The organism is Comamonas sp. C11, assembly GCF_024496285.1.
GTDB classification, from domain to species: domain Bacteria; phylum Pseudomonadota; class Gammaproteobacteria; order Burkholderiales; family Burkholderiaceae_C; genus Comamonas; species Comamonas testosteroni_F.
On sequence record NZ_CP101743.1, the window covers coordinates 1,243,775 to 1,264,411 of the forward strand.

General features: G+C 61.5%; 22 protein-coding genes. 16 read left to right on the forward strand and 6 right to left on the reverse strand.

The features are described 5' to 3' along the window. Positions 1-157 precede the first annotated feature (157 nt). The gene (locus NOX35_RS05680; RefSeq protein WP_256496018.1) at positions 158-550 is read left to right on the forward strand and encodes an integrase core domain-containing protein; all 393 of its coding nucleotides are present in this window, start codon (positions 158-160) and stop codon (positions 548-550) included. Positions 551-838: 288 nt separating this feature from the next. On the opposite strand, the gene queF is transcribed toward NOX35_RS05680, so the two are convergent. From queF to NOX35_RS05700, 4 genes are all read right to left on the reverse strand, one after another. Further along, positions 839-1,684, reverse strand: a complete 846-nt coding sequence (gene queF / locus NOX35_RS05685) for an NADPH-dependent 7-cyano-7-deazaguanine reductase QueF (protein WP_182285930.1) — start codon at positions 1,682-1,684, stop codon at positions 839-841. A gap of 74 nt (positions 1,685-1,758) precedes the next feature. After that, positions 1,759-2,658 carry a 2OG-Fe(II) oxygenase gene (locus NOX35_RS05690; RefSeq protein WP_256496019.1) on the reverse strand — a complete coding sequence of 300 codons (900 nt, stop codon included), beginning with the start codon at positions 2,656-2,658 and terminating at the stop codon, positions 1,759-1,761. A gap of 45 nt (positions 2,659-2,703) precedes the next feature. Continuing rightward, positions 2,704-3,504: a peroxide stress protein YaaA gene (yaaA, locus tag NOX35_RS05695; RefSeq protein ID WP_182285933.1), complete on the reverse strand. Its 801-nt coding sequence runs from the start codon at positions 3,502-3,504 to the stop codon at positions 2,704-2,706. Positions 3,505-3,611: 107 nt separating this feature from the next. Continuing rightward, the gene (locus tag NOX35_RS05700; protein ID WP_256496022.1) at positions 3,612-6,590 is read right to left on the reverse strand and encodes an Rne/Rng family ribonuclease; all 2,979 of its coding nucleotides are present in this window, start codon (positions 6,588-6,590) and stop codon (positions 3,612-3,614) included. A gap of 585 nt (positions 6,591-7,175) precedes the next feature. Between NOX35_RS05700 and NOX35_RS05705 the strand changes: the two genes are divergently transcribed. From NOX35_RS05705 to NOX35_RS05720, 4 genes are read left to right on the forward strand one after another with little or no spacing between them, the layout of a single operon-like run. Continuing rightward, the gene (locus NOX35_RS05705) at positions 7,176-8,180 is read left to right on the forward strand and encodes an RluA family pseudouridine synthase (RefSeq protein WP_034400767.1); all 1,005 of its coding nucleotides are present in this window, start codon (positions 7,176-7,178) and stop codon (positions 8,178-8,180) included. A 9-nt stretch (positions 8,181-8,189) separates the two neighbouring features. Beyond that, positions 8,190-8,873 (forward strand): HAD family hydrolase, encoded by a 684-nt coding sequence (locus NOX35_RS05710; RefSeq protein ID WP_182285935.1) that lies wholly within the window; start codon positions 8,190-8,192, stop codon positions 8,871-8,873. Between the two features lie 8 nt (positions 8,874-8,881). Further along, on the forward strand, positions 8,882-9,247 hold the full coding sequence (locus tag NOX35_RS05715) for a Rieske 2Fe-2S domain-containing protein (RefSeq protein ID WP_182285937.1): 366 nt from the start codon (positions 8,882-8,884) through the stop codon (positions 9,245-9,247). Position 9,248: 1 nt separating this feature from the next. Further along, complete coding sequence (locus NOX35_RS05720) at positions 9,249-10,301, forward strand: S49 family peptidase (RefSeq protein WP_182285938.1); 1,053 nt, start codon at positions 9,249-9,251, stop codon at positions 10,299-10,301. A 96-nt stretch (positions 10,302-10,397) separates the two neighbouring features. Here the strand turns inward: NOX35_RS05720 and NOX35_RS05725 are convergent, their stop codons facing one another. Beyond that, positions 10,398-11,186, reverse strand: a complete 789-nt coding sequence (locus NOX35_RS05725) for an SAM-dependent methyltransferase (RefSeq protein ID WP_182285940.1) — start codon at positions 11,184-11,186, stop codon at positions 10,398-10,400. After that, positions 11,183-11,791, reverse strand: a complete 609-nt coding sequence (locus tag NOX35_RS05730) for a Maf family nucleotide pyrophosphatase (protein WP_256496025.1) — start codon at positions 11,789-11,791, stop codon at positions 11,183-11,185. Before NOX35_RS05730 ends, NOX35_RS05725 begins: the two co-directional genes overlap by 4 nt. 25 nt (positions 11,792-11,816) lie before the next feature. On the opposite strand from NOX35_RS05730, the gene NOX35_RS05735 reads away from it, so the two are divergent. The 11 genes from NOX35_RS05735 to NOX35_RS05785 all read left to right on the forward strand — a co-directional run bounded on the left by NOX35_RS05735 (position 11,817) and on the right by NOX35_RS05785 (position 20,526). Further along, a complete protein-coding gene (locus tag NOX35_RS05735) occupies positions 11,817-12,371 on the forward strand; it encodes a DUF177 domain-containing protein (RefSeq protein WP_053283623.1) in 555 nt (184 codons plus the stop codon). Between the two features lie 235 nt (positions 12,372-12,606). Further along, a complete protein-coding gene (gene rpmF, locus NOX35_RS05740) occupies positions 12,607-12,789 on the forward strand; it encodes a 50S ribosomal protein L32 (RefSeq protein WP_003058062.1) in 183 nt (60 codons plus the stop codon). A gap of 197 nt (positions 12,790-12,986) precedes the next feature. Next, positions 12,987-14,027, forward strand: a complete 1,041-nt coding sequence (gene plsX, locus NOX35_RS05745) for a phosphate acyltransferase PlsX (protein WP_182285946.1) — start codon at positions 12,987-12,989, stop codon at positions 14,025-14,027. Between the two features lie 8 nt (positions 14,028-14,035). Then, the gene (locus NOX35_RS05750) at positions 14,036-15,016 is read left to right on the forward strand and encodes a beta-ketoacyl-ACP synthase III (protein WP_114862970.1); all 981 of its coding nucleotides are present in this window, start codon (positions 14,036-14,038) and stop codon (positions 15,014-15,016) included. A gap of 51 nt (positions 15,017-15,067) precedes the next feature. Beyond that, entirely contained in the window at positions 15,068-16,012 is a 945-nt protein-coding gene (gene fabD / locus NOX35_RS05755) for an ACP S-malonyltransferase (RefSeq protein WP_182285948.1), read from the forward strand. Beyond that, complete coding sequence (gene fabG / locus NOX35_RS05760; protein WP_003058052.1) at positions 16,009-16,752, forward strand: 3-oxoacyl-ACP reductase FabG; 744 nt, start codon at positions 16,009-16,011, stop codon at positions 16,750-16,752. The genes fabD and fabG overlap by 4 nt, the downstream gene beginning before the upstream one ends. Positions 16,753-16,911: 159 nt before the next feature. Then, positions 16,912-17,151, forward strand: coding sequence for an acyl carrier protein (acpP, locus tag NOX35_RS05765; RefSeq protein WP_003058049.1), 240 nt, complete (start codon positions 16,912-16,914; stop codon positions 17,149-17,151). 36 nt (positions 17,152-17,187) lie between these two features. Next, a complete protein-coding gene (gene fabF / locus NOX35_RS05770; protein ID WP_003057981.1) occupies positions 17,188-18,435 on the forward strand; it encodes a beta-ketoacyl-ACP synthase II in 1,248 nt (415 codons plus the stop codon). A gap of 124 nt (positions 18,436-18,559) precedes the next feature. Continuing rightward, complete coding sequence (locus NOX35_RS05775) at positions 18,560-19,042, forward strand: hypothetical protein (RefSeq protein WP_256496053.1); 483 nt, start codon at positions 18,560-18,562, stop codon at positions 19,040-19,042. Between the two features lie 38 nt (positions 19,043-19,080). Then, entirely contained in the window at positions 19,081-19,710 is a 630-nt protein-coding gene (gene rpoE / locus NOX35_RS05780) for an RNA polymerase sigma factor RpoE (RefSeq protein WP_003064186.1), read from the forward strand. Between the two features lie 27 nt (positions 19,711-19,737). Further along, entirely contained in the window at positions 19,738-20,526 is a 789-nt protein-coding gene (locus tag NOX35_RS05785; RefSeq protein ID WP_182285951.1) for a sigma-E factor negative regulatory protein, read from the forward strand. Positions 20,527-20,637: the final 111 nt, after the last annotated feature.

Below are 20,637 nucleotides of genomic sequence, written 5' to 3' on the forward strand. Positions count from 1 at the left end.
GACACCTACAGCAGGAAGCTCGTTGCCAATGAAGTGCACGAAGCAAAATCCTCGCAGCATGCATCCCAACTGCTGCACAAGGCATGCCTGCGTGAGCAAACGGCAGGTAGCCCGCTGGTGCTGCATTCGGACAATGGCTCGGTAATGAAGGGCGGCAATGCAGACCCTGGGCGTGGTGCCGTCATACAGCCGGCCTCGGGCCAGCAACGACAACGCCTACGCCGAGGCCTTGTTCCGCACGGCCAGATACTGTCCGCTGTGGATCGCCCGCCCGTTCGGCAACGTGCAGCAGGCCAGGCAATGGGTGCTGCGCTTTGTAGCTTGGTACAACGAAGAGCATCGCCACAGCGCGCTGAAGTATGTAAGGCCAGGCCAGCGTCACAGAAGGCAGTACCGGCGGTTGCTGCAGCAACGCATGCAGCTGTACGCGCAGGCCAGAAAGCACAACCCGCAGCGCCGGAGCGCGGGGCCGCTCAACTGGCATCGGCCGGATGAGGTGTGCCTCAATCCGGAGCGTGCGCAAAACGAGATGAGCAGGCGAGTGGCCTGACTACTGACGCGACAACTACCTTGGCACACGCCGCATTTCAATAGCAAGCTATCTAATGAATTCCGTGTTTTCGACGATTCATCTTTGTCAGCTCAATCGAGGCGAAATAGGCTCAAATAGGGTGATCTGAAAAGTCAACCTGAATCGGTGCGGGACGATTCCTATTTTTCAGAATTCAGGTGCGGGTCGCCGACAAGAGTCTGAGTGCGGGGGCATGCCGCTGCGGCGTCGGCATGCCGGTGAATAGCTTGAAATGACGGCCGGCCTGAGGATGGCCGGCCGCCTCTTTTACTGCCGCGCCGAGCGCACGTTGGCCGGCAAGGCGCCCGGGTGGCTGGTGCGGAAGGGGTTGATGTCCAGGCCGCCGCGGCGCGTATAGCGGGCGTAGACGGCCAGCTTGATGGGTTTGCAGCGGGTCCAGATGTCCATGAAGATGCGTTCCACGCATTGCTCATGGAATTCGTTGTGGTTGCGAAAGCTCACCAGGTACTGCAGCAGACCTTCCTGCTCGATCTGCGCACCGCTGTATTGAATCTGCACACTGCCCCAGTCGGGCTGGCCGGTGACCAGGCAGTTGCTCTTGAGCAGGTTGCTGACCAGGGTTTCGCTGACGGGGGCTTCGTCATGGTTGGCGCGCAGCAGCTCGGGAGCCGGCGTGTACTGGGTGCACTCCACATCGAGGCGGTCCAGCAGCAGACCGTCGAGCTCGTGCACTTGCTGGGCATCGAACTGCTGCGCTTCCAGCAGTCGCACGCCCACGCTGCCCTGGGTCTCGCTGCCGCGCCAGGTGGCTTCGGACAGATCGGTGCGCAGGCGCGCCAGCACCTCGCTGGCGTCGGCAAAACGGGTGTTGTTGAAGCTGTTCAGATACAGCTTGAAGGACTTGCTCTCGATCAGGTTGGGCGTTTCGCAAGGGATGGTGAAATGCGCCAGCGCCACCTGGGGCTTGCCGCGCAGGTTGAGCCACGAAACTTCGAATGCCGTCCACAGATCGGCGCCAAAGAAAGGCGGGTTGATGGCGGCGCCGATTTCCTCGCGCTTGGCGAGGCGTGGCAGGGGAAAGAGCAGGGATGCGTCGTACTGGTCCACATAGGCCGAGCTTTTGCCCAGCTGCGATTGTTCAGGGGTGTGCATGATTCAAAAACAAAATGGCCAGCAGTAGAAAAGATAGCTGCTGGCGCTTTATGGGTAAGGGCTGGAGCCTGTTTTTACTTGAACTCTCGTTCGCGCAGCCACTTGGTGGCAATCCATTTTTCGCCCTCCAGCACGGGAGCTCCGCCGTGCAGGGTCTTGGTGGCCGGGTCGGGCCGGTTATAGCTGAAGAATACGGCATTGCCACGACGCGGAACGACCTGCAGCCCTACATCGGGAAAGGTGGTTGCGCCGCCGCGCGCGGGCTCGTTGAGATACACGACCAGGGTCCCCACGCGCTGGCCACCACGCTTGAGTATGGTCGGCGTGCCGGGCTCGTTGGGCGCAAAGTAGTCGTAATGCGGCTTGTATTCGGCGCCTGGTCGGTAGTGCAGCACCTGCATGCCTTCGCCGTTTTCCAGCGGCCAGTTCAGCAGTCGGGCAATGCGCTGCTCCACACGGCTGATGAGGTCGTTCTCACCGCGCTGGAAGAACATGCCATTGCTGGTGCGGTCGTCATTGACGGCCTCGCCGCCGCTCTGGTTGTCCACGGTCAGCGAGCGCTGCATGCGCGGGCGCGCTGCTGCGATGATGGCATCGCATTCCTCGTTGGAGAGCAGGTTGCCGAACACCACCACTCGCGGGTGGCGCACGCTCATCAGCACATGGACATCGCGATCGCCGGCATGGACGCAGCAGGGATCGGTCAGCAGATCGGGCTCGGGAACGCCCGACTCATGGCCCTGCACTGCCACTTCGGCTTCGGGCCTGGCTGCTGCGAAAGGCAAGGGCAGTTCACCCTCTTCGGGCAGGGCCAGCGCGCGACGCGCCAGATGCTCGGCCCAGCCTGCCTTGCGCATGGATTGCAGCAGCGATGGCAGTGGCACGCCAGAGGCCCTTTGTGTTCGCACCCATTGCATCAGCTCGGGTGTCAGGCCGGGAGGTGTGACGAACTCGTCTTGGGTGGAGGTGCTCATGTCGACAATGCTAGTGTGCACTGATGCCGATTTCAATGCGCTGCGTCAGTCTTGCTGCTTGCGGCGGAACACCAGCTTGCCGGGCGTGCTGGCCTGCTCGGCCAGTGCATAGCCTTCCAGATCGAACTTGCGCAGGTCGGCCACCTTCCTGGCCTTGTGTTGCACGGCCCAGCGCACCATCAGCCCGCGCGCGCGCTTGGCATGGAAGCTGATGATCTTGTATTTGCCGCCCTTGAAGTCCTCGAAAACGCATTCGACCACGGGGACCTTGAGCGCCTTGAGATCCACGGCCTTGAAGTATTCCTGCGATGCCAGGTTGACGACAATGCGCTCGGTCTGGGCGTCACCGTGCTCGGCTTGCGCACCACTGCGCTCGTTCAGATAGTCGGCAATCTGGGTTCCCCAGAACTGATAGAGGTTGCTGCCCTTGGCGTTTTCCAGCCGGGTGCCCATCTCCAGGCGATAGGGCTGCAGCAGGTCCAGCGGGCGCAGCACGCCGTAGAGGCCGCTCAGAATCACGACATGCTCCTGGGCCCAGTCCAGCTCCTTGGGCTTGAGGCTGGCGGCATTCAGACCCTCATAGACATCGCCATTGAAGGCCAGCACCGCCTGGCGTGAGTTCTTGGCGGTGAACCTGGCACTGAACGCTTCGTAGCGGCCCACATTGAGTACGGCCAGCTTGTCGCTGATGCTCATGAGCTCCGAAATCTGCTGGGGCGATTTCTCGCGCAGCACTTCAATCAGTTCCAGGGGCTGCTTTTTGAAAACCGGCAGCGTGTGCGGCAGTTCGGCGGAAATAGGGCTTTCATAGTCCAGCGATTTGGCTGGAGAGATCAGAAACAACATGGCTTGACGTTCACTCAATCAAAGAAAGGGCGCATGAAAAAGGGCCAAGGCCCCATCCACCGAAGTGGACAGTCCCCTTGGCCCTGTGATGCCGGAAGGCAGTCTGCTTAGGCGTTGACGCCTGCAGCCTGTTCTTCCTTCTCGAATGGCAGCTGCATCAGGCTCAGATCCTTGCGGGTCTCGACCAGAATCAGCGGGCCTTCGTCGAGCACCACCACGGGTGGGCGCTCGCGCGGAATGCGCACGGGCTTGGGCTCGGCGGCAATCGCAGCCTGGACGGCGGCGATCTTTTCGGCATCGGAGTTGATCCATTCCAGGCCCGATGCGGCTGCCAGGGCTTGGAGTTCGGCAATCGGCAGCGCATAGCTCTGAGCCTTGGGCGTTGCGACTGCCGGGGCAGGAGTCACGGTTTCAGCCACAAGCTCCACGGCGGCAGCTTGAGGCTGTGCGGCAGCAGCAGGCTCTGCCTGCACGGGCTGAGAGAGTTCTGCAACAGGCGCGACAGCTGCTGCCACGGCTTCTGCAATCACGGGCGCCTGCACTTCTGCAGCAACAGGTGCCTGTTCTGCTTGAGCCTGAGGTGCAACAGCATCAAAGTAGCTGCGGCGTGCCGGCTGCTCGCCAGCGTCGGTGGCAGGCGCTTCGACCGGAGCCTGGGCTTCGGCAGTCTGCTCTGCAGCCTGGCCTTCTGCCTGGGCATCGCGCGGTGCACGGTCACGGCGGTCACGACCATAGCGGTCACGCGAACGGCGCTGACGGGGCTCGCGAGCCTCGCCGCCTTGTGTGCCATCCTGCGCCTGAGCGTCAGAACCTTCGACCTGGGCGGTGTTCAGCGCCGCTTCGTCGACCACGGCCTGCATGGCGGGCTGGGCGTCGGCGTTGCGATTCTGGCGCTCGCGGCGGCCTTCACCGCGTTCGCCGCGCTCATTGCGTTCCGCACGGTCACCACGTTCCTGGCGGTTGCGCTCGGGCTTGGGAGCTGCGTTGAACTCTTCGCCGTTCAGAGCGGCTTCTGCCACCTGGGGCTGGCGGTCGTCGCGGCGCTCGTTGCGTTCGCCACCGCGGCGGTTGCCGCGCTCGGGGCGGTCCTGACGCTGTTGCTGCTGCTCGGGACGCTCGTTGCGTTGCTGCTCATCACGGCCCTGGGCATTGCGGCGGTTGTTGCGGTCTCCGCGTTCGCTGCCATTGCGCTCTGCGCTGTTGCGGTCGCTGCGCTCGTTGCGGTCACCTCCACGGCGATTGCGATCGCCGCCACGGCCTTCGCCTCGGCGGCCGTCGCGGCTGCCTTCACGGGCGGCAGGAGCGGGAGCCTCGACCACGGCAGCGGGCGCTGCCACGGGGGCGGGTGTGCCGAAGCCGAACAGATTCTTGAGCCAGGCAAAGAAGCCTTGCTCGCGCACCACCGGGCGGGCCGCAGCGGGAGCGGGCGTCGCAGCGGCAGCGCGAGGCTGGCGGGGTGGACGAGGCTCTGCAATCGGTGCGGGAGCATCGGGCAGGACCCCCTTGATGACGGGAGTCTGCTTGTTGGTGGGCTCCTGCGAGCGGCGGGTGACGGTGGTCACCTCTTCGGGCTCGTCGGCCAGCTTGTAGCTGGCTTCCATGGATTCCAGGCGCGAGTCGTCGTGCTTGAGGCGTTCGAGCTTGTAGTGCGGCGTGTCCATGGACTTGTTGGGCACCATGATCACGTTGACGCGCTGCTTGAGCTCGATCTTGGTGATTTCGCTGCGCTTCTCGTTGAGCAGGAAGGAGGCCACTTCCACGGGCACCTGGCAGTGCACGGCGGCCGTGTTGTCCTTCATGGACTCTTCCTGGATGATGCGCAGAATCTGCAGCGCCGAGCTTTCCGTGTCGCGGATGTGGCCGGAGCCGCCGCAGCGCGGGCAGTTGATGTGGGCGCCCTCGGACAAGGCGGGCTTGAGGCGCTGGCGGCTCATTTCCATCAGGCCGAACTTGCTGATGGTGCCGAACTGCACGCGGGCGCGGTCCTGGCGCAGGGCATCGCGCAGGCGGTTTTCCACTTCGCGGCGGTTCTTGGCCTCTTCCATGTCGATGAAGTCGATCACGATCAGGCCGCCCAGGTCGCGCAGGCGCATCTGGCGTGCCACTTCGTCGGCTGCCTCGAGGTTGGTGCGGGTCGCGGTTTCCTCGATATCGCCGCCCTTGATGGCGCGAGCCGAGTTCACATCCACGGAGACAAGGGCTTCGGTGTGATCGATCACGATGGCGCCGCCCGAGGGCAGGGTCACGGTGCGCGAGTAGGCGGACTCGATCTGGTGCTCGATCTGGAAGCGCGAGAACAGGGGGGCGTCGTCGCGGTAGCGCTTGACGCGGGCAGCGTGCTCGGGCATCACATGTGCCATGAACTGCTGGGCCTGTTCGTAGATGTCATCGGTGTCGATCAGGATATCGCCGATGTCATTGTTGAAATAGTCGCGGATGGCGCGGATCACCAGGCTGGATTCCTGATAGATCAGGAAGGCGCCCTTGGAGGCCTTGGCGGCGCCGTCGATGGCGCTCCACAGCTTGAGCAGGTAGTTCAGGTCCCACTGCAGCTCGGGAGCCGAGCGGCCGATACCGGCAGTGCGTGCAATGATGGACATGCCCTTGGGGTACTCGAGCTGATCCATGGCCTCCTTGAGCTCGGCGCGGTCCTCGCCCTCGATGCGGCGCGAGACGCCACCGCCACGGGGGTTGTTGGGCATCAGCACCACATAGCGGCCGGCCAGAGAGATGAAGGTGGTCAGGGCTGCACCCTTGTTGCCGCGCTCTTCCTTCTCGACCTGGACGATCAGTTCCTGACCTTCGCGGATCACGTCGTTGATGCGGGCCTGGCTGGGCGAGACGCCTTCGGCAAAGTATTGCTTGGAGATTTCCTTGAAGGGCAGAAAGCCGTGGCGGTCTTCGCCATAGTCCACAAAGCAGGCTTCGAGAGACGGCTCGACGCGGGTCACGACGGCCTTGTAGATATTGCCCTTGCGTTGTTCGCGACCTTCGATTTCGATCTCGTAGTCCAGCAGCTTCTGGCCGTCCACAATGGCCAGGCGGCGTTCTTCAGACTGCGTCGCGTTAATCAGCATCCGTTTCATGATGCACTTCCTTTATTCGTTTTATGGGGCACGTTGGTCACAGACCAACGCACCTTTGACTGGTAATCAAAGACAGGCTCAACAGGAGCCGTGATGCCAGACGAACGAGTTGAAACGGATGAGGAATCTGGGGCGGTACAGGACGGCGCTACTGGCCTGATCTCAAGTCAGTAGCGGAGGTACAGGCCGGGGGACGAGCGGGAGAGGACGCGCATGCAGACGGGGTACAAAAGAAGCCGACGCGCGTGCTAGGGAGGTGGGTGGTTTCTTCGAGACACGACTCGTCCCGGGGGCCGGCCGTGCCTTGCCCCAGAGGTTGATCAGCAATGTCCAAAAGATCCACATGCTCGTTGAGAGAACCGGCAGTTGCAGGCTGCTTTTGCCTGGACAACTACACGGTATGAGATTCCGTATCAGTGTTTCAATTCGTCAGCCTTTGCCAGGCTTTCACAGGCTGCTGCAGCTCATCTTGACTGCAATTTGCGTGTGCAAAACTGGCGGGCATCGACCTGCCTGTGCGGTGGGAAATGATTGTTTGGACTAAACTCCATGCGAATCAATCACTTACAACTAAGCTCGGCACAGGTGAAACACATTATAGAGGGCAAACCGGCACAGGACCGGTCCCAGAATACGGCCACGGCCTCGGTACGGCTGATCGAGGTCGATGAAGACTCCGCCGGACAGCGACTCGACAACTTTCTCATGCGCCACCTCAAGGGGGTGCCCAAGACCCATGTCTACCGCATCATCCGCAGTGGTGAAGTACGGATCAACAAGGGACGCGTGAGTGCCGAGACCCGGGTTCAGCCTGGCGATGTGGTGCGTCTTCCTCCGGTCCGGATCTCCGACAAGGTGGCTGAAAAAGCAGAACGCCCGGCGCCGGCTAAGGACTTTCCCGCCCTGTTGGATGACGAACACATGCTTGCGTTGTCCAAGCCTGCCGGCGTGGCCGTGCATGGAGGCTCGGGCGTGAGCTTTGGCGTCATCGAGCAACTGCGCCAGGCGCGTCCCGATGCCAAGTTCCTCGAGCTGGTGCACCGGCTGGATCGCGAAACCTCGGGCATTTTGCTGGTCGCAAAAAAGCGCTCCGCACTCATCAATCTGCAGGACCAGTTTCGCGAACGCGAGACCGGCAAGACCTATCTGGCACTGGTGCAGGGGGCCTGGCCGGCCAACAAGAAGGTCATTGACCTGCCACTGCACAAGTATCTGCAGGCGGACGGCGAGCGTCGCGTGCGTGTGACCACGGCCGATGACCCGGACGGAATGCGATCCATCACCCTGGTCAAGGTCAGAAAGCTGATCGAGCCGCGCCCTCTGCAGGGACTGCCTGCCATGAGCCTGCTGGAGGTGACCATCAAGACGGGCCGCACCCACCAGATTCGCGTGCATCTGTCGTCTCAGGGGCATCCCATCGTGGGCGATGACAAATATGGTGATTTTGATCTCAACCGTCGTGTGCAAAAGCAGGGCCTCAAACGCATGTTTCTGCACGCCTGGCGGCTACAGTTCAATCATCCCGCCAGCGGCGAGCGTGTCGAGCTGCGCGCCGAGCTGCCGCCGGAGCTGGCGGATTTTGTGAACTGACTAGGCTTCATGACTACTGAAAACCATAGCGCCCGGCGACCACGCCGCTTCGATCTGATTGCATTCGACTGGGACGGGACCGTGGCGGATTCCACGGCCATCATCAGTCGCAGCATCCAGGAGGCAGTGCGTGATGTGGGGGGCATCGTGCCCAGCGACGAGCAGGCTGCCTATGTGATCGGCATGGCGCTGATGCCGGCACTGGCGCGCGCGGCTCCCGATGTGCCACCCGAAAAATACCCGGAGCTGGCCAATCGCTATCGCTTCCACTTCTTCAAGCATCAGGACGATATCTGCGTGTTTGACGGCATCCTGCCGTTGCTTGCCGAGCTGCGCGAGCGGGGGCACTGGCTGACCGTGGCCACCGGCAAGAGCCGCATGGGGCTCAACCACGCGCTGCAGGACCCGCAGCTCAAGGGATTGTTCGACGGTTCGCGCACGGCCGACGAGACCGCCGGCAAGCCCAGTCCGCTGATGCTGCACGAGCTGATGGCCGAATTCGGTGTGGATCCCGAGCGAACACTGATGATTGGCGACACCACGCACGATCTGCAGATGGCGCAGAATGCCGGCTGTGCCTGTGTGGGGGTGTCCTATGGTGCCCATGCACCCGACGGCTTTGCCCAGTTCGATCCGCTGTTCGTGGCCGATTCCGCGGCGCAGTTGCGGGCCTGGCTGTTGGCCAACGCGTGAAGCCAGATATGACAGATGCCGTGGAGCTGTGCGCCAGTGCCGATCTGGTCGACGGCGGCCGGGCGGTGAGCTTTGATGTGCTGTATGCCGGTCAGAGCAACCGCGCTTTTGCGATTCGCTACCAGGGGCAGGTCTATGCCTATCTGAATCGCTGCAGCCATATTCCCATGGAAATGGACTACCAGGAAGGTCAGTTTTTTGACGATTCCGGTCGCTGGCTGTTGTGTTCTACCCACGCAGCGGCCTACGAACCTGACAGCGGTGCCTGTGCAGGCGGTCCTTGCCGTGGCGGGCTGGTAAAAATCGCCTTGAGCGAAAGCGATGGCGTGGTGCGCTGGCATACTGGGCCACAACTGAAACCTCCAGAGTTTTGAGATGAGTTCCCCAAACACCCCTGACAACCATGACTCCCAGCCGCATGTGACGCCGGGCGCGGACCTGTGGTCCAAGGCTTCTGCCGCATCCGCAGAGGCGCCCGCCGCAGCCAAGGCCTCCGGGAATGGGGGCTGGGAGCGCGATGTGCTGGAAAAGCTGGTATTCGCTTCCATCAAGGAACAGCGAGCAGCACGGCGTTGGCGCTTTTTCAGCCGTCTGCTGTGGTCCGTGGTGGTGTTGCTGGTGCTGTGGGCAGTGTTCTTCAAGGATACGGCCACCAAGACCAGCACCTCGCCCCATACCGCAGTGGTGGAGATCAAGGGCGAGATCGCCTCGGGAGCGGACGCCAGTGCCGAGTTCGTGGTGGCCGCCATGCGCAGCGCCTTTGAGGATTCGGGTTCGCGCGCCGTGGTGCTGCTGATCAACTCGCCCGGCGGCAGCCCCGTGCAGGCAGGCATCATCAACGACGAGATGACGCGTCTCAAGGCCAAGTACAACAAGCCTCTGTATGCGGTGGTCGAAGAGTCCTGCGCCTCGGCGGCCTACTACATCGCGGCGGCGGCCGACGAGATTTTTGTCGACAAGGCCAGCATCGTGGGCAGCATCGGCGTGCTCATGGACGGCTTCGGCTTCACGGGGGTGATGGACAAGGTGGGTGTTGAACGCCGTCTGCTGACGGCTGGCGAGAACAAGGGCTTTCTCGATCCGTTCAGCCCCATGTCGGCGCAGCAGAAGGAATTTGCGCTGCAGATGCTGGAGCAGATTCACCAGCAGTTCATCGGCGTGGTCAAGGCCGGCCGCGGTGACCGTCTGCATGAAACTCCCGAAATGTTCAGCGGACTGTTCTGGACCGGCCAGCAGGCCGTGGAGCTGGGTCTGGCCGACAAGCTGGGCAGCCTCGACTTTGTGGCACGTGAAGTGGTCAAGGCCGAGGAAGTCATTGACTACACCCGTCGGGACAATGTGGCCGAACGTCTGGCCAAGCGATTTGGTGCCGCCATTGGCGAGGGATCGGTAAAAGCCATGCGCGGGCTGGTGCCCAGCATTCGCTGATCGCGCATCAGAGAGGTGCCAACCATTTCTGGATAAGCGTCGGTAGCTATCAAAAAAGCCTGCGGTTTGGCTGCAGGCTTTTTTGTTTCTTGGCGCTCAACGGCCTATGGCAAACACCACCGGCGTGCGATTGTCGGGTGGTGCATTGCGCTGGCGCCATTCGCGCACCAGATGGCTTTCAATGCGCGCTGTCTCCAGCGTCAATCCGCTGGCCAGAGCCAGCCTGGTATTGGGCTGCAAGGTTTGCAGCAGCGCCTGCCAAAGGGCTGCGTTGCGGTACGGCGTCTCGATGAACTGCTGGGTCTGGCCATGGCGCAGGGCCAGGCTCTCCAGTTCCTTGATGCGGGCCGTGCGCTCGGTGCCATCCTGAGGTACATAGCCGACAAAGGCGAAATTTTGGCCGTTGAGGCCGCTGGCCGCCAGGCCCAGCAGCAGCGAGACTGGTCCCGTCAGCGGCACGACACGAATGCCCAGATCATGGGCGGCACGCACGATGGAGCTGCCGGGGTCGGCCACGGCGGGCATGCCCGCCTCGCTGATCAAACCCATGTCCTGCCCGGCCAGTGCCGGTGCCAGCAGGGGTTTGGGGTCGAAGACGGCGCCGCCCTTGTTGCCATGGTCGCCTTTTTTGTGGGCTTCGCGTGGCAACTCGGCAATGTTCTGGGACTGCAGCGGAGCAGCGAGCGGGAACAAGGCGTCGATGCGCTTGAGATAGGCGCGTGCCGTCTTGGCGTTTTCGCTGATCCAGTGAGTCAGAGAGGCGGCACGGCGCAGCGTGCCTTCGGGCAGCACCTCGGTCAAAGCAGTCTGGCTTTCGCAGCCGAAATCGAGTGGGGCGGGCACCAGATAAAGGGTGCCCGCTTTGCTTCTTGATGTTTCGCTCATGGCAGAACCACTCCTGCGGCACGCAGCAACTGGCAGGTGCGGATCAGCGGCAGACCTATCAGTGCCGTGGGGTCGTCGCTGACGATGGCGTCCAGCAGGGCGATGCCCAGGCCTTCGCTCTTGGCCGAGCCTGCGCAGTCATAGGGCTGCTCGGCGCGCAGATAGCGCTCGATCTCGAGGTCGTTCAGTTCGCGAAAGCGCACTTGTACCGTGACCACGCTGGATTCCGTGAAGCCAGTTTCGGCACAGCTCACGCAGATGCCGGTGTGGAAATTCATCTGGCGACCGCTCATCTGGCGCAGCTGTTCGGTGGCGCGCTCATGGCTGCCGGGCTTGGACAGGGGCTGGCCATCGAGCTCGGGCACCTGGTCGGAGCCGATCACGATGGCGTCGGGGTGCAGTTGGGCCACGGCCTGCGCCTTGGCTACGGCCAGGCGCAGACTCAGCCCGTGGGGTGTTTCGCCGCTGAGCGGGGTTTCATCCACTTCCGGAGACACCGTCTCGAACGGCAGTTGCAGGCGGCTGAGCAGCTCACGACGGTAGCGCGAGGTGGAGCCAAGAATCAATGGACGCTCAAGTCGTCCGGCAATCAATAAGTCGGGCATTGCGGGATTCTCTTACACTGGCTGCATGAGCAAGGATTTTTCTGCGACCCGGCTGGATGTGCGTGCTTTCGCGCAGGCTGCAGGTCATCTGCATGGACAGGCACCATTGTCGGACTTCAAGCGTCTGGCGGCCGATGCGCTGGCGATTACTGGCGAGCAGCCCCTGGTACGCTGGGAAGCCGAGGGCGAGCTGGTGGAGCAAAAAGGCGGCAGCGGCCATGTGTGGCTGCATCTGAGTGCCGAGGTGGCTTTGCCGCTGACCTGCCAGCGCTGCCTGACCGAGGCCGATATTCCCCTTTACGTGGATCGGTCATTTCGCTTCGTTCCGGACGAAGCGACGGCAGAACTGGAAGATGACGACAGCGATGAGGATGTGCTGGCATTGAGCAGCGAGTTCAATCTGCTGGAGTTGATCGAGGACGAGCTGCTGATGGAAGTGCCTGTAGTGCCTCGCCATGAGGTCTGCCCGGTACCCGTCAAGCTGGAGGTCAGCGACGACGCCTTCGAGCAGGCCAATGAGCAAAAGGAAAACCCTTTTGCCGTGCTGCAATCTCTCAATGTAGGCAAGTCTGCCGATTGATCCATCCCATGGCGCGGTGGGGATTTGATTTTGCATAGGCTGCGAAAAGCGTTTGCGCTATAATCGTGAGCTTCGCGCGAAACCCCCTCGTGTCTTTAATGGGCTGATCGCGTTTTTTTAGGACTTGCACAGACAAGGGCGCTCTCTAGATGGGTGTGTCAAAAGGCAGAGTTTTTTGCCCGGTCTTGCTGTGTGGGTCGTGTTACCAACCCTTTCAAGATACACAGGAGCCATCATGGCTGTTCAGCAAAACAAGAAGTCTCCCTCCAAGCGCGGCATGCACCGTTCGCACAATGCACTGAATGTGCCTGGCATCGCTGTTGAAGCCACTACTGGTGAGACACACCTGCGCCATCACATCAGCCCCAACGGCGTGTACCGTGGCCGTCAAGTGCTGAAGAACAAGTCCGAAGCCTAAGCGACGACTGCATTCGCAAAGCCTGTTGCTACATTTTTTGTAGCAACAGGCTTTTGTTTTTATGGAAGATATTTGCAAAACCTGTCATGGCAGGCCTTGCTGCAAAATCTCAGCGCCGGTTTTGCAAATAACTTCTGTTGCGGTCCTCGGATCCTTCAATTCATCATCCCAAGCCTAATTGGATTTGTCAGTCGCCCATGATTAATTTGGCTGTTGACTGCATGGGGGGCGACCATGGCCCCCGCGTCACGCTGGTTGCGTGCCGTCAGTTTCTGAATTCACACCCCGATGCGCATCTGCTGCTTGTCGGCAAGGCCGAGGAGTTGGCCGGCTTCAAGCATGAGCGCGTGACCATCGTTCCCGCCACGGAAGTGGTGAGCATGGATGACCCTGTGGAAATAGCCCTGCGCAAGAAAAAGGATTCGTCCATGCGCGTGGCCGTACAGCAGGTCAAGAATGGTGCGGCTCAGGCTGCAGTGTCGGCGGGCAATACCGGGGCGCTGATGGCGATCTCGCGCTATCTGCTCAAGACGCTGGATGGTATTGACCGTCCTGCCATTGCCTTTGGTTTGCCCAACGCCAAGGGTAGCGACACCACCATGCTGGACCTGGGGGCCAATGTGGACTGCACGGCGGAGCATCTGCTGCAGTTTGCGGTCATGGGCTCGGCCCTGGTGTCGGCGCTCAAGAACACGGAAGCACCCAGCGTCGGCCTGCTCAATATCGGTGAAGAGCTGATCAAGGGCAGCGAAGTCATCAAGCGTGCCGGCGAGCTGCTGCGCGCTGCAGGCGATGCGGGCAACCTCAACTTCTACGGCAATGTGGAAGGCAACGACACCTTCAAGGGTGTGGTGGACATTGTCGTGTGCGATGGTTTCGTTGGTAACGTCGCGCTCAAGACCACCGAGGGGGTTGCCTCGATGATCTCGGGGATTCTCAAGGAAGAGTTCAAGCGCAACATCTTCACCAAGATTGCTGCCATTATTGCCTATCCGGTGCTATCTGCGCTGATGAAGCGTGTTGATCACCGTCGTTACAACGGTGCCGCGTTGCTGGGTCTGCGAGGGCTGGTCTTCAAAAGCCATGGCTCGGCCGATGCAATGGCATTCGAGCATGCTTTGAACCGCGCGTATGATGCGGCACGCAACAACCTGCTTGACCGTGTCCGCAGCCGTATTGCTGCTGCCGCACCATTGCTGCTGGCAGCACAGACGGAATCTGGAACTTCGGCGCCCTGATAGAAGACATGAGACGCTACGCACGCATCATTGGCACCGGCAGTTACCTGCCGCCCCGCCGCCTGACCAATAACGACCTCGCAGCCGAGCTGGCTCAGCGCGGCCTGGAAACCTCGGACGAGTGGATCGTCGAGCGCACAGGCATTCGTGCTCGCCACTTTGCCGAGCCCGATGTGACCAGCAGCGACCTGGCTCTGGAAGCCAGTCGCAAGGCTATCGAGGCTGCAGGCATAGAGGCTTCGGATATCGATCTGATCATTGTCGCCACGTCCACTCCGGACATGGTGTTTCCCTCGACGGCCGCCATCCTGCAGCACAAGCTGGGCATCAGCAACGGTTGCCCTGCCTTTGATGTGCAGGCGGTGTGCAGCGGTTTCGTCTATGCCCTGACGGTGGCCGATTCCATGATCCAGACCGGCGCTGCCAAGCGCGTGCTGGTGGTGGGCTCCGAAGTCTTCAGCCGCATCCTGGATTTCAACGACCGCACGACCTGCGTGCTGTTCGGCGACGGCGCCGGCGCCGTGGTGCTGGAGGCGTCCGACGAGCCCGGCATTCTGTCCACCGAGCTGCACGCCGATGGCAGTCATGTCGGCATTCTCTGCGTGCCGGGCAATGTCTCCGGCGGCAATGTGCTGGGCGATCCCTTGCTCAAGATGGACGGTCAGGCCGTGTTCAAGCTGGCAGTGAGCGTGCTGGACAAGGCGGCTCGCTCCGCACTGGAAAAGGCAGGTCTGACGGATGCCGACATCGATTGGCTGATTCCGCATCAGGCCAATATTCGCATCATGCAAAGCACGGCGCGAAAGCTCAAGCTGTCCATGGACAAGGTGGTAGTGACCGTTGATCAGCATGGCAACACCTCGGCTGCGTCGATTCCCCTGGCGCTGGACCATGGCGTGCGCAGCGGTCAGGTCAAAAAAGGCCAGACTGTGCTACTCGAAGGTGTGGGTGGTGGCTTCACCTGGGGTGCTGTGCTCCTCAAAATGTAGCTTTAAACGAAATATAGATAAGCGTTTCAGGCAATTTTTATACTAAGAAATATGAAGAAGTTCGCATTTGTATTTCCTGGCCAGGGCTCTCAGTCCGTAGGCATGCTGGACGGCTGGGGTGACCATCCTGTCGTGGCCCAGACCGTGGCTGAGGCCTCCGAAGCTCTGGGTGAGGATGTGGGTCTGCTGATCAAGCAAGGCCCCAAGGAAGCGCTGGCGCTGACCACCAATACCCAGCCCGTGATGCTGGTGGCCGGTGTGGCGGCCTGGCGTGTCTGGCAGGCCGAAGGCGGTGCGCTGCCCGATACCGTGGCCGGTCACTCCCTGGGTGAATACTCCGCGCTGGTTGCGTCCGGCGTGCTGACGCTGGCTCAGGCCGCACCCCTGGTGCGTCTGCGTGCTGCTGCCATGCAGGATGCCGTGCCTGTGGGCACGGGCGGCATGGCGGCCGTGCTGGCGCTGGATGCCGAAAAGGTCAAGGCAGTCTGTGCCGAAGTGACGGCCCAGCTGGGCGGCGCTGAAGTGGTGGAAGCCGTGAACTTCAACGACCCTGGTCAGACCGTGATTGCCGGCAGCAAGCTGGCCGTGGAAAAGGCCTGCGAAGCGGTCAAGGCGGCCGGTGCCAAGCGCGCCCTGCCTCTGCCGGTCTCCGCACCTTTCCACTCCAGCCTAATGAAGCCCGCTGCAGAAAAGCTCAAGGCCGCGCTGGCCGAGCTGACGCTGGCTGCACCCTCGATTCCCGTCATCAACAATATCGACGTCACCGTCCAGACGGACGCTGATGCGATTCGCGATGCCCTGTATCGTCAGGCCTTTGGTCCGGTGCGCTGGGTGGAGTGCGTGCAGGCCATCAAGGCACGCGGCGTGACCCATATCGTGGAGTGTGGACCCGGCAAGGTGCTGGCCGGCATGGTCAAGCGTATTGACGCCGACCTGACGGGTGTTCCCCTGTTTGATGCAGCCACCCTGGCTGACGTGAAAGAATTGCTCGCATGACTGATAACCAGACCAAGCCCCAGGTTGCCCTGGTCACCGGTGCCACCCGTGGCATTGGTGCCGCCATCGCGCAGGAGCTGGCCTCCAAGGGCTATCAAGTGATTGGCACTGCCACCTCGGATGCCGGTGCTGAAAAGATCAGCCAGGCGCTGTCCGCCTTCGGTGGCCGTGGTGTCACGCTGAACGTGACCGACGGCGCTGCCGTGGATGCCCTGATCGACTCCATTGTCAAGAATGACGGCGGCCTGCATGTGCTGGTCAATAACGCCGGCATCACCCGCGATACCCTGGCGATGCGCATGAAGGATGACGACTGGGATGCCGTCACCGACACCAATCTGAAGGCTGTTTTCCGAGTCAGCCGTGCGGCTATTCGTCCCATGATGAAGCAGCGTTTCGGCCGCATCATCAGCATCACCAGCGTGGTCGGTGCCTCGGGCAATGCCGGTCAGGCCAACTACGCCGCAGCCAAGGCTGGCGTGGCTGGCATGACCCGTGCCCTGGCCAAGGAACTGGGCAGCCGCGGCATCACCGTGAACTGCGTGGCTCCCGGCTTCATCGCCACGGACATGACGGCAGATCTGCCAGAGGCGCAGAAGGCTGCGCTCAAGGCCCAGATCGCCATGGGCGATCTGGGTCAACCCAGTGACATTGCGCATGCCGTAGCCTATCTGGCTTCTGCTGGTGCCGGCTATGTGACGGGTCAGGAACTGCACGTCAACGGCGGCATGTACATGTAAGAAATTTCGGCAGTTTGCGCGGCGTTTGTCGCACTTGCTGCCAGAAGCTGAACACTTTTGCAAGTTCAGTGGCCGTTTCCTCGCGACGGCCAGCCGCCAAGGGGCTTCTCCCGAAACGGCTAGAATCGCGGGTTCATTCACAACCCCCTGAGGGAAACCATGAGCGATATCGAAGCACGTGTCAAAAAAATCATTGCCGAACAACTCGGCGTTGAAGAGTCCCAAGTGACCAACGAAAAGGCCTTTGTGGCTGACCTGGGCGCTGACTCCCTGGACACAGTGGAACTGGTGATGGCCCTGGAAGATGAATTCGGCATCGAGATCCCTGACGAAGACGCAGAGAAGATCACGACGGTGCAAAACGCCATCGACTACGCCAATACCCACCAAAAGGCCTAAGGTCTTTTTTCAGCGATCAGTTAAAGGTTTGAACGCATGAGCCGTCGTCGCGTTGTCGTGACCGGTCTGGGCTGCATCTCCCCCGTGGGTAACACGGTGGGCGAAGCCTGGGCCAATCTTTTGGCCGGCCAGTCCGGTATTGACCTCATCACCAAGTTCGATGCATCGAACTTCTCCTGCAAGATTGCGGGTGAGGTCAAGGGATTTGATGTGGAGAAGTACATGAGCGCCAAAGATGCGCGCTCCATGGATACCTTCATTCATTACGGCATCGCGGCTGCGGAGCAAGCCGTTCTGGACGCAGGCCTGCCCACAGGTGAAGCCCTGTCCGAAGACCTGGCCACACGCATTGCCTGCGTGATCGGCTCGGGCATTGGCGGCCTGCCGCTGATCGAAAACACTCACGCAGAACTGGCTGCCCGCGGTCCTCGCCGCATCACGCCGTTCTTCGTGCCTGCTTCCATCATCAATATGGTGGCAGGGCATGTGTCCATGCGATTTGGCTTCAAGGGGCCGAATCTGTCGATCGTGACAGCCTGCACCACAGGCCTGCACTGTATCGGCGAAGCCGGACGCATGATCGAATACGGCGATGCTGACATCGTCGTGGCCGGTGGTACGGAAGCCACCGTCTCGCCTCTGGGGGTCGGCGGCTTCGCTGCCATGCGTGCGCTTTCCACGCGCAACGACGACCCCAAGGCTGCCTCGCGCCCCTGGGACAAGGATCGTGACGGCTTCGTACTCGGCGAAGGTGCCGGCGTGCTGGTGCTCGAAGAGTACGAACATGCCAAGGCCCGTGGCGCCAAGATTTACGCGGAGCTGGCAGGCTTTGGCATGAGTGCCGACGCAGGTCACATGACGGCTCCCAACATGGACGGCCCCCGCCGCGCCATGCTCAATGCTTTGCGCAATGCCGGTGTGAACCAGGATCAGGTCAACTACCTTAATGCGCACGGAACGTCCACGCCGCTGGGCGATGCGAACGAGTCCAATGCCATCAAGGCGGCCATGGGCGAGTTTGCGAAGAAGAATCTGGTGGTCAGCTCGACCAAGTCCATGACGGGTCACCTGCTGGGTGGCGCAGGTGGTATCGAGAGCGTTTTCACCGTGATGGCGCTGCACGACCAGAAGATTCCTCCGACCATCAACTTGATCAACCAGGATCCAGAGTGCGATCTGGACTATTGCGCCAATACGGCGCGTGACGCCAAGCTGGAAGTCGCCGTGAAGAACAACTTCGGCTTCGGTGGCACCAACGGCACGCTGGTCTTCAAGCGCGTCTGAGTCGCTGCTAGCCGCTTCTGCACAAGCCCGCACAGGCCCAGGCCTTGCGGGCTTTGCTCTATGTGCGGCTTGATCGTGCTTTCCCTAGCTTTGCGGCAGCCGGTTTTTCGCACATGGTCAGCCCATGAGTGCCCGCTACCATGCTCCTGCCGTTGCCTATGTCTTCTTCCGGCCTGGCTGGGCCGGAGGGGTGCTGCTGCTGACCGGCATAGTATTGCTGATGGCCCTGCTGGTCTGGTGCCTGCACGTCCAATCGGGCTGGTTGCAGGTGTTGCTGGCTTTACCCGCCTTGATCCTGACTGCGGTGCTGCTTTGCGGACAGTGGCGTAACTGGCCGCAAGGACGTCTGCTCTGGAATGGTGAGCATTGGATGCTGGAGGCCGAAAACCTGTCAACCGCTCGGTCACTGCCTGTGCGGCTGGCGGTGGGGCTTGATGGTGGCCACTGGCTTTGGCTCAGTGTTTCGGATGTTTTGGTGTTCAGGACCAAGGGCGACAGGCGCAAGGTGCTATGGATTTTCTTGTCTCAGCGACACAGCCCTGAGCAGTGGGGAGACTTGCGGCGTGCGGTATATTCCTCCATCGTGCCGCTGGCAGAGCAAGGCTAGGCCTTCGCCGGTTATGGCAGCACGCCGCTTGGCCTTTCATGACACCTCCCGATTTTCCCACTCCCTCTGCCGACAGCGATCTGGCTCTGGTCGAACGAGCCAATGCTGGCGACACGCGGGCTTTTGAGCTGCTGGTCATCAAGTACCAGCGTCGTATCGAACGTCTGGTGGGCCGCATGGTGCGCGATGTCGATCTGGTGCCCGACATCACGCAGGAAACCTTCATCCGCGCCTATAAGGCCTTGCACCAGTTTCGCGGCGAGGCCCAGTTCTACACCTGGCTGTACCGCATTGCCGTCAACACGGCCAAGAAGGCCTTGATGGAAATGCATCGCTCGCCGGTGATGACCGAGAGCGCGTTACACACTGGGGACGATGAGGATGAAACTTCTGTTCACAGACAGGAACTAACGACTCAGGAAACCCCGGAAACAGTGTTGGCGGCGCGTGAAATTGCCGAAGCCGTCAATGCCGCCATGGAAGCTTTGCCCGAGGATTTGCGCCAGGCGGTCACGCTGCGCGAAATCGAGGGGCTAAGCTATGAGGAAATCGCGCAGGCGATGGACTGCCCCATAGGCACGGTGCGCTCGCGCATCTTTCGGGCACGCGAAGCGATTTCGGCCAGGGTCAAGCCCCTGCTGGAGCGCCAGGGTGGAAAGCGTTGGTAGTACAGGCAAGACGAGCAGGTGAACTTCATGAATGACGATCTGATCAAGCAGGAACAGTTGTCGGCCCTGGTGGATGGCGAAGCCTCCTCGGTCCGGATGCAGGCCGTGCTTTCCTATGCGGAAAGCGACGAAGGCCGGCAGTCCTGGGCCATGTATCACCTGATTGGCGATGTGCTGCGTTCTCCCGAACTGGCCCATCACAGCCAGCACGATATTCTGAGCGGCGTGCGCGCCCATATGGAGCGCGAGCCGATCCGCGGCATCCATCTGCCCGGAGTGACCGCAGATGTGGCCAGTTCCCTGGGCTTGGGCGGTCTGGAGCAGATCACTGCAGCCGAGGAGCGGGGCCAGGCACTGGGCAACGGCGCAACGGTGGTCAGCCTGCCTGCCCGTCAGGCGGCCAATGCATCGGTCTTTCGCTGGAAGATGGCAGCCGGCTTTGCCTCGGTTGCAGCCGTGGCCGCCGTTGGCTGGGGAGTCATGCTTGCAGGCTCGGGGGGGCTGTACGGTCGCCAGGGTGGGGCGCAACTCGCCGCTCTCAGCCCGAATGCCGTGGTGGCCGCCGCGCCTGCCGCATCGCTGGGCTTGAGCCAGCCTGTTTCTGGCAGTGAGGAGACGGCCATGCCCTTGGGTTCGGAAGCCCAGTCTTCCACCGTGGTGGCAGTTGCTGGTCCCAACGGCCAGACCGTGATGCTGCGTGATCCGCGTCTGGACGAGCTGCTGGCTTCTCACCCTCAACAAAGCAGCGCGCCCAATCTGCAGATGCCTGCCAGCTTTTTGCGCAATGCAGGCTTTGCCACGGCTACCCGCCATTGATGCTTCTTCGCACAGCAGTCTTAGGCCTGAAATGCATGGTTTCAAGCCTAGGCTTTTATGCTGCTTGCGTACGCAGCTATTGATTTAGGATCAGTTGGGCGCAGATACTGT